Origin of the sequence: Oceanobacillus neutriphilus (assembly GCF_014645515.1) — a bacterium.
Classification (GTDB): domain Bacteria; phylum Bacillota; class Bacilli; order Bacillales; family Amphibacillaceae; genus Oceanobacillus; species Oceanobacillus neutriphilus.
The window spans coordinates 491,360-500,978 of record NZ_BMLW01000002.1; the positions used below are offsets into that span (position 1 = coordinate 491,360).

Sequence of the window (9,619 nt, forward strand, 5' to 3'; positions counted from 1 at the left end):
AATTGGGTAACACTCCCATTAACCGGTCCCACATGAATAAGCTCACCTGCCTTCTTAATCCTTTGTCTGATCCGTGGTACCTGATGTCCGGACATTAGAGTTTACCTTAACGTCTATCGTGGCATGCTGAAAAATTTTTTCTCCTTTATCCCAATTATCTTTTATCTTTTCCCATTCTTTGTAATGTCTTTCCTGCATTATTTCACTGAACCCGAAAAAGTCCAATCCAACTTCCTCTTGTGCCTTTTTTATGATATTGACTGTTTTCCGCTCCACGTTTTGGCTTATTTCTTCGTCTAATTTATCCAGATATTCTTTATTTAACAAAGATCTGTCTCCAAACGTCTCTGCAATATTTCCCTCTGTATCAATCTCTATAATAATGTTTATATTATCTTTCTCATCTGTGTCTATTTTTATATTACTCTTCGCCCGTTTTATTTCATAAATCATTAATCCGTCATTGCTTTCAAATTTGATAAAACCACCTTTAAAATCACCCGTTATTAAATTGATAGCAACGATGTCTGTTTCCCCAATAACATCAACCAACTGATTTGTATCTCCATCAAAGACACCTGCTCCTTTTAACATCATTTTCCCATCGACTGAAACAACTCTTGGAATAAGATAATTATTTTTTTCTAACATGTATTGATTTAAATTTCCTATTCGAAGCGGCTGGATTAACGCTCCAGATTTCTCCCTATTTTCATTAACTGTTTCAACATGCATTGCAGGGAGTGATTCTATTGGAGATTTGATTTCCAGTATATCTTTCGCCTTTTGGTCAGAAATAACAACTTTGGTTTCTCTCCGCATTTCCGGATCACGTAAAAGTATATCCATACTATTAGCAAATATATTTGGTTCACGTGCTAATTCTTCTGAAACAACGATTAATTTTAAATGCTCATAAAAAGGAGCGTTTCCCTGGATAAGTGCCATTTCCCTGCTGATTTCAAATAAACTGTTACCGCTAAGCGATAAATTGGTATAAGGTTTTTGAGAACTCTGGTGTCCTCCTCCTTCACTCGGAGTACCCAAACCAGCAGGTACAACAAACTGATCTGTTAATGTTATCTCTGGATTACCTCCTGATTGTTTCTCTGCCATGTCAATTGCAATACCAATCACAAAGCCTCTTTCTTCAATGTTAACTTCATCCCAGCAGCCAGCAAGTAACAAACAGAGACAGCATACCAGAATTAGATATAATTTATTCATTCCGCTTCACCCCTCTGATTTTAGCAACAACTGTCAGTAGGATAAGTACCGTAATATTTAAAATGATAATCATCCAGCTCATTACCGCTCCCAAAAAGTCCACTTCCACAACATCTTGCGGAATCATCCCGGCGAGATATATGAGAGGAGTAAGGATAAAAATAATCTTCAGCTTCTCTGTGTTTTTGAAAATAGAATTTAATGCAATAACCCCGATGTCCATAGCCATGGTTGCTGTAATAAAAATGGCCATGATCCATATGACAAAGAAAACAGATTCAAATCGTTCAAAAAAACCGCCGGGTATCTCTACCACTTTCGCCAGTTCTATCGTCGGGTATAGTAAATTAGCTGTCACAGCATTCCCAAACACACCGATACTCATAATAAAAATAATCATATATAATCCGACAGGTACACACATACCAAGCGCGGCAGCTCTCGGAGCTTTTTTTGGTTTATCAACTAACGAAAGATAAAACCATAAAATCCCAAAACCGAGATAAGAGATGGCGCCTGTATTTTTAACCACCTGCACGTAGCCTGTAAATGGGGTCTGAAAGACAGGCATTAAGTTTCCGATACTAATCCAGCCTAAGTTAAATATCACCAGCGTAAGTGCTATTAATATAATAATCGGCATAAACATCATATTGATCCGAAACAGCCCTGCACGTGAACCCGAGACAGCATAAACAACAACCAATAAAAAGGCTAAGGCAATGACTTCAATTGGTGTTCGATCAAATAAATATTGCTGAGATATATTACTGATTTTACGAATTTGGTAAGCAGTGATAAAAACAGAGAGAATAGCAAACATAAAGCTTAAAACAATTGCTACTGGTTTCGTGACAATTTTGGAAGCATAGGTCAGGAAGGTTTGCCCTTCAAAGCCTGAAGCAAATTTGGCTATTGCCCAAGACATAAAAACAGCGAATAATCCAACAATGAGTAAGGGTATCCATCCATCAGCACCAATCGTTACAGATGCTAATTGTTTGGGCATCGAAAGAATTCCCACCCCAATAACAATGGAGGGTATAGCAATCATGATATCTCTTTCACTAATTCTTTCATCTGCATATTTAAACCTTTTCACTGTTTACGGTCTCCTTTATCCATGAACTTTTTATCATCGGGCTGCATGTAGACTGGACGTTTTTTCACCATTGCAATCGGTGCTCGTAATACAAGATCCTTCCAATCACTCAGGAAGCTTGGCGCAAATGGAGTTGAATATGGAACTCCGAAGCTCATCAAATTAACAATATGGATATTAATCATGATATAGCTCAGGATGATACCGTAAAGCCCGAATACCGCTGCTGCCCCCATCAACCCAAACTGCAGAATTCGAAATGAAATAGCAATACTATAAGAAGGTAAAGCAAAAGATGCGATGGCGTTAAGGGCAACGACAATGACCATAACAGGGCTGACTATTCCTGCTGAAACTGCGGCCTCTCCAATAACGAGACCTCCGACAATCCCTATCGTCTGTCCAATTGCAGTTGGCAGTCGTAATCCTGCTTCCCGCAATAATTCCATCGTTATCGTCATTATCAGCGCCTCCACAAATGGCGGGAATGGAACTTCATCTCTGCTTGCTGCAATGGAAAAAGCCAAATCAGATGGTATCAGACCTGGATGGTAGGAAACCAAAGCAATATACAATGCTGGCAAAAATACCGAGATAAATGCAGCAAGATAGCGCAGCATTCTAATCAGCGTCCCAAGAGACCAGCGCCAGTAATAATCTTCCGGGGAATGGAGTGAACTCCCAAAAGTCGCCGGTGCGATTAATACGAATGGTGTACGGTCAAGGAGGATAACAACCTTCCCTTGAAGCATCGCCTCAGAAGCCTTGTCCGGTCTTTCTGTATTTAAAATCTGCGGAAAGGGAGACAAAAAACTATCCTCGATCCATTGCTCAATATAGCCGCTTTCCGGTGCATCATCAATATCAATTGTTTCCAGCCTTCTCTTGACTTCATCAATCATATCCGGATTTACAATACCATCCACATAGGCTACAACAAGATCCTTCTTGGAACGCCTGCCAACCTTATACGTACTAAAACGCAGATTAGAATCCGCAATATATCGACGAATCAGCATGGTATTCGTTCGTATATTTTCTACAAAACCCTCTTTGGAACCGCGAATCAGCGATTCCGACTGTGGTTCATTGATAGCACGGCTTTCCCCGCCTATCGTATCCATGATAAGTACTTGATCCACACCATCTAAATAAAATACAGTGTTCCCGCTTAGAATTGCATTCGAGACATCATCTAACGAATGTCCCATTTCGATCCCTGTTACCGTAATAACTTCCTTGCGAATCACATCAAAAAGCTTCTGTTTGTCATCTGGCAATTTCGAAGCTGTTTTTAAATCTTCCATAATATGATCATGGATGTAGACACTATCCACAATGCCATCGATATAAACAATTGCCGTTCGATGATTTGCGGTACCAATGTTAAATTCACGTATAACTAAATCACTCGGATCCTCTAACATTTTCTTAACATTCTTTAGATTTTCCGTCAGATTTGTTCCGATTTCCAGAGAGAAATTTTCTTCTTCATTTTTTTTCGTTTTATCCCAATAGAAAGACCGCCCCAACATTATCCCCTCAAGTCATCTAATAGTTCCTGTTCAAAAAGACGGAAAACTGCGACCAAGAAGATCGAAGTGTCATGATTACCGGACATTTTGAACAACCACTATTAATAGTTACTCCTCTTCTTTTTCCCAATAGGACCTCTATTTATGTATAAAATATATCCAGTTGTAAAATCTAAATCTATATATCGCCTGAGAAAGGGGTAACAAATATAATGGACAAAAAAAATATACATTTAACTGCTGCTGAGATTGCGTCTGTATGGACGGGTTATCTGAATGATACACTGGCAAAATGCATCCTGAGCTTCATGTTAAAACATATGGAGGATTCTGAAATAAAGCCTGTTGTTCAGCATGCTTTTGATAATTTCACAAATCAAATAGATCAACTGCATCAGATTTTTGAAGAAGAGAATTTTGCAACCCCAAATGGATTTACAGAGAAGGACGTAAACATGAATGCGCCCTGGCTCTTTACCGATGCTTTTTGTCTAACCTATGTAACGCACATGGCAAGAATTGGTATGATTACTTACAGCGGTTTTGTTGCAATGAGTATTAAAAAGGAAATTAGAGATTATTCTATTCATGCGCTTCATGATATGACTGCGCTTTATGATCATGCTGTCCAGGTTGCTCTTGAGAAAGGAATCAATTCAAGACCTCCTTATATTGAAATTCCTAAAGAAACGAATTACGTGGATAGCAAAAAGTATATGAGCGGGCTTAATCCATTTAGCGAGAAACGGCCGCTTAATGCGGTAGAAATATCTCAGTTATATATGAACATCCAGACAAATGAAATGGGAATAAAGCTATGCCTCGCATTTGCTCAAACCTCCCCTACGAAAGTTGTTCAGGATTTTATGCTCAGGGCGAAAAATATTTCACAAAAGCATATCAAAATATTTGTGGACAACTTGATGCAAGATGAGATTGGAGCTCCACAATTACCAGATATAGCAGTAAGCGATTCGACCACACAAACTTTTTCGGATAAATTAATGATGTTTCACATGTCCTTGATTATGTCTGCAGGAGTTGGAAACTATGCCACTGCTGCAGCAGCCAGTCAGCGATTAGACCTGGCTGCGAGTTATGAACGCCTTTCTATGGAAGTTACCAAGCTTGCAAAAAGCGGTGCAGATATCATGATTGATAATAACTGGCTCGAACAACCGCCAGGTACGAAGAATCGGGAGAAATTAGCGAAGAATAAAGGCAAAAGCTGATTTATATTTTTTATCTGTATGGCAAATGACGAACATCTGCATTAGCACACCCCTGATTTATATCCGTTTATTAAGTGACAGATATCAGTAATAAGAATGAATGGAAATATAATTCCGAATAATTAATAGGTAAGAATCAGCAAAGCAGGTGGAAAAATGAAGACAACGTTAACTGACAAAAATAAGAAACTCGAAGCGGTACTTTGGAGTATTGCTCTGCCTGGATTTGCTCAATTACTAAATCATCAATATGTAAAAGGGATTCTATTTATTGGATTGGAATTTCTAATTAATGTTATGGGAAATCTCAATACAATCATTGTATTGAGCTTCAACTTTAAAATTGAAGAAGCAATCGCACAAACTAACTATTTATGGTTAATGTTTTATCCGTGTTTATATTTTTATGCAATTTGGGATGCCTATAAGAATGCGGGAGGCGGGAAAAAAGCCTTTGCCTACTTGCCCCTTGCTTTCTCCACTTATTTTGTTACTGTAGGTGTCATTTTTTCACCAAGCTTTACCATTATGGGTACTTTAATCGGTCCGTTATGGCTGCCCATTCTGTCTATACCAATTGGTTTAACAGCCGGCGGGCTTATAAGGTGGATTTTATTAAAAATATATGCGGATGATGAGACATAGGAAATTATTTAAAAATGCTCTTAGGCTATTGTATAGCTTGAGAGCAGATTTTATTTTAGGTTTAGACAGAAGGCTAAAGCAACAAGTATAAAGCTTTTAAATAGATTATGGAAAATAGATAGCAAAAAGCTCTTCAGGGCAGCTTTACTTTTCTTTTTTTATAATATCGTTCCATTAAATGTCCTGTAAAACCAAAAATAATCCCCCAAAACAAGCCATTAAATATTGGACTAAATAAAAGTGACAAAGAAGGTATTTCACTTAAAAAGTAATGGTGGTAGTAAATACCTAAATTCATGCCAACAACGAAAGATATAAAAAAAGCCGTTAAATATGTCTCTTTAGGAGGATCCTTCTCTTCCTTCAAACAATTCATAATAATCGCTTTGTTGTAGGCTTGCCAGATTGAAAAAGCATAAGCTGATGGATAGAATAAACCCCATTGGTGATTGAATGTATCATGAGCTTGTTGTGCATTTCCATGAAAGGAATACAGAATAGACTCATTTATACTGGAAAGGTCATTTGCAGTAAGTTCAAATAGAAAAAGTAATGTACCAAAAATATACTGACCATTGTAAAGCTGGCCAAAACCAATCATCATAACTGACCACAATAACGCTGCAACAGGAGATTTATATTCTTTCATTTTTTTTACACTCTTTATTTTTCAAGAAACATAATGATTTCAATGTAAAATTGTGTTTGCTAATAACGTATGTATCTGCAGTCAATACAAAAGTTAGTACAAACCATGAGGCTGTATAACGTTTAGACTTAAGATAGACAACTGTTTGTAAAGCAGCTTCAAAAACGCTATATTTTTCTTCGGAATCCCTCATAAAGCAACCCGTCTCCTAGTATTTTTCCATTTTCTACCTAGTGTTGACGATATTGTAAGATTTTAGACTATATAGCGCATGCAGGGATTAGTTATTTTCAGAAACAAACAATCTTATTATTGCCTCTCCATCTGGTTCGGTTTTATTTATTTTTCTATCCTTATTCTGAATAGATACTAAGAAATTCATTAATCAACATGAATTAATTCTTCCACAGGAGTGTTCGGGTATGAAGCCTACATGGCAAAATATTATTGAGCTGGCAAAGCAGTATAAAAGTATGAAAATGGAATATTGGTTAAATGAAAACCTGTTTACTTTCAGCTGGTGGATACTTTTTGTTACAACGATTGGCATTTTTATTGTCTGGCTGGTCCTTTTAGATAAAAAAAGAATCATTGAGATTTTGACATATGGATTTTTTGTAACAGGCACCGCTGTAATGGCTGATGCAATTGGTGTGGCATTATCGTTATGGCATTATCCAAACACATTATTACCATTACCACTAATTGTTGAAGTACACAGAGTGCAGATGCCTATTATTTATATGCTTATCTATCAATATTTTCCTGCATGGAAACCCTTTTTCATTGCTTCTGTCATAAATGGAGTTGTATTTGCATTTATACTGGAACCGATTTTAGTGTGGTTACAAATATATGAAGTCGATCATTGGAAACACATCTATTCATTCGTTCCTTATATTTTGATAGCAGTTGTATTCAAGTTCATCGTCAATAAACTCAAGCAGCTGGATCAGAATTATAAATAGCTGCAAATGGAAATTTGGATTAAAAAATAAATATATGCAATCACTTTTCTATAATGTTAATGGGATTACGAGTCCGTTATGCAGCAATTAAACTCACTTAGAAAAAGTTTTGTGCAATTTCCCCTAATTATCAGGACCATCCGTATGAAATAATAATTAAAAGGAAAAGATGTTAAAAAATAGAAATATAAGGAGAGCCTTCATGGATAATCATACGACCGATAATACCGCCAGACGTTATAAAGCTCATGTCAGCATTCTCGGAACTACCCAGCTTCATTTAAGAAGTCCTTCCATCATTGCGTGGTGGAGTGCTGCATTTCCAGGGTTTGGTCACCTGCTTTTATCGAAATATCTTCGCGGCTTTGTCCTATTTCTTTGGGAAGTTTTTATTAATTTAAATGCACATGTTAATTTGGCCATTCTTTATTCATTTCAGGGCAAGTTTGATATGGTTGCGGACGTGCTGGATACCCGTTGGCTTTTAGCCTATTTACCCGTCTATTTTTTTGCTATATGGGACAGCCACCGCACAACGGTAGATATGAATAAAGTTTATATGCTGGCAGAGCGTGAAAATCATCGTTTCAATATATTTAGTATAGGATCAATGGAAATTAACTACTTAGATAAAAGAAATCCGATAATGGCAGGAATCTGGTCAGCTTTGGTACCAGGTCTGGGACAGCTCTATATTCATAGACTTGTTACAGCTCTCTTTGTTATCAGCTGGACGGTTGTCTTTTTGTATTTATCACATATTCTGGAAGCTGTTACGCTTTTGTTTTCAGGAGATCTTAGCCAGTCAACTGCTGTTTTAAAAGCAGAATTTATGCTTATGCTGCCTTCTATTTATGGATTTTCAATTTATGATGCGTATGTAAATACAGTGGAAAATAATAAACTTTTCGAAAAAGAACAGCGGAGATTTTTAAAGGCAAACTATCAGGACTCCAATTTTCAAATTCTTAAGGGAGAGAAAGTGAATGAATAATGATGCAAATTTACGCAATACTGGAAAATAGTATTTATATAGAAATGGCCATTGCCACACTTGAAAAAAAAGGAATACCTAAACCAAGCATTTATGCAATCCCCCTTGATAATCGAAGTGAAGATCGCAAGTTGTTTGATAGCTTGCATAACTCTGACGGGACATCATTGATTGATATCGGGATAGCACTTGCTACAGCTTTTTCTGTTATTGGAACCAGTATCGGCTTTGAATTGGCGTGGGGGCCGATTTATTGGGGATTGATTACTGCGCTTATTGGATTTGCTTTAGGAGTCGCCATCAGACTGTTTACAGAAAAGGTGCTTAAAAAGCGGAAAAGACTTTTAAAAGGAAAACGTCCGGAGGTCATTCTTATTATTGAATGTGAGAAAACAATGGCTGAGTTAGTAGAGAATATTCTGTGGGAGCATTTCGCATTAGGAGTAGCAAAAGTAAAATGATTATTCTTTGGTATTCATTATTATATTTTTGCTAAAAATTAAGGAGAGGGCACACATGCAATCTACTTGGAAAGAAGTAGTTGAATTATTACAACAATATAGAGAGGTAAGAACGGAGTACTGGTTTAGCGAGAACTTATTTACCTTCAGTTGGTGGATTCTTTTTTTCACAACAGTTGGGATTTTTATTGTATGGTTAATTATTTTAGACAAAAAGAGAATATTTGAGATTGTCACATACGGTTTTTTTGTAACAGCCGTAGGAGTCGTAGGGGATGCAATAGGTGTTTCACTAATGCTGTGGCATTATCCAAATACATTATTACCCGTTTCTCAAATTGCTGAAGTACATACTGTACAAATGCCTATTATTTATATGCTTATTTACCAATATTTTCATACGTGGAAATCCTTTTTCATTGCCTCCATCCTAAATGCTTTTGTTTTCGCATTTATACTGGAACCGCTTCTAGTATGGCTGCAGATATATGAACTGCATCATTGGAAACATATCTATTCATTCGTTCCTTATATTATGATAGCGGTTATTTTCAAGTTTGTTGTTAATAAATTCAGGCATCTGGACCGGTATTATAAATAACTCAATTTTCGCACCTTAAAAAATAACTTGCCTATCATAGAGACAGGTGTTGATTGTTCCTTCCATCTATCTCTTGACAAAGCATAAACTCAATCCAGACAGAAGGTAACATGTAAGGCCACCGCTGCGGCGGACCGTTTTGCTTTCCTAGGGGCATGCTCTTCAGCTAACTTTTGCCAAGAAGAGCACTTGGCAAAAGTGGATC

At 37.0% G+C, this 9,619-nt stretch carries 10 protein-coding genes; 6 read left to right on the forward strand and 4 right to left on the reverse strand.

The features are described from left to right. Positions 1-54: 54 nt before the first annotated feature. The 3 genes from IEX29_RS05470 to IEX29_RS05480 are packed head-to-tail and all read right to left on the reverse strand — an operon-like array spanning position 55 to position 3,864. A complete protein-coding gene (locus IEX29_RS05470) occupies positions 55-1,227 on the reverse strand; it encodes a Ger(x)C family spore germination protein (protein WP_188733432.1) in 1,173 nt (390 codons plus the stop codon). Further along, positions 1,220-2,329, reverse strand: a complete 1,110-nt coding sequence (locus tag IEX29_RS05475; RefSeq protein ID WP_188733433.1) for a GerAB/ArcD/ProY family transporter — start codon at positions 2,327-2,329, stop codon at positions 1,220-1,222. The genes IEX29_RS05470 and IEX29_RS05475 overlap by 8 nt, the downstream gene beginning before the upstream one ends. Further along, positions 2,326-3,864, reverse strand: coding sequence for a spore germination protein (locus IEX29_RS05480; RefSeq protein WP_188733434.1), 1,539 nt, complete (start codon positions 3,862-3,864; stop codon positions 2,326-2,328). Before IEX29_RS05480 ends, IEX29_RS05475 begins: the two co-directional genes overlap by 4 nt. Positions 3,865-4,076: 212 nt before the next feature. On the opposite strand from IEX29_RS05480, the gene IEX29_RS05485 reads away from it, so the two are divergent. Next, complete coding sequence (locus IEX29_RS05485) at positions 4,077-5,096, forward strand: DUF3231 family protein (protein ID WP_188733435.1); 1,020 nt, start codon at positions 4,077-4,079, stop codon at positions 5,094-5,096. A 156-nt stretch (positions 5,097-5,252) separates the two neighbouring features. Continuing rightward, entirely contained in the window at positions 5,253-5,741 is a 489-nt protein-coding gene (locus IEX29_RS05490; protein WP_188733436.1) for a hypothetical protein, read from the forward strand. Positions 5,742-5,874: 133 nt separating this feature from the next. Here IEX29_RS05490 and IEX29_RS05495 read toward each other — a convergent pair whose 3' ends face one another. Then, a complete protein-coding gene (locus IEX29_RS05495) occupies positions 5,875-6,390 on the reverse strand; it encodes a hypothetical protein (RefSeq protein WP_188733437.1) in 516 nt (171 codons plus the stop codon). A gap of 422 nt (positions 6,391-6,812) precedes the next feature. Between IEX29_RS05495 and IEX29_RS05500 the strand changes: the two genes are divergently transcribed. The 4 genes from IEX29_RS05500 (at position 6,813) to IEX29_RS05515 (ending at position 9,414) form a co-directional block, all read left to right on the forward strand. Beyond that, positions 6,813-7,358: a CBO0543 family protein gene (locus tag IEX29_RS05500; protein WP_188733438.1), complete on the forward strand. Its 546-nt coding sequence runs from the start codon at positions 6,813-6,815 to the stop codon at positions 7,356-7,358. A 202-nt stretch (positions 7,359-7,560) separates the two neighbouring features. After that, on the forward strand, positions 7,561-8,352 hold the full coding sequence (locus IEX29_RS05505; protein ID WP_188733439.1) for a hypothetical protein: 792 nt from the start codon (positions 7,561-7,563) through the stop codon (positions 8,350-8,352). Positions 8,353-8,354: 2 nt separating this feature from the next. Continuing rightward, entirely contained in the window at positions 8,355-8,813 is a 459-nt protein-coding gene (locus IEX29_RS05510) for a hypothetical protein (protein ID WP_188733469.1), read from the forward strand. 55 nt (positions 8,814-8,868) lie between these two features. Continuing rightward, positions 8,869-9,414, forward strand: coding sequence for a CBO0543 family protein (locus tag IEX29_RS05515; protein WP_188733440.1), 546 nt, complete (start codon positions 8,869-8,871; stop codon positions 9,412-9,414). The last annotated feature ends 205 nt before the right edge of the window (positions 9,415-9,619 follow it).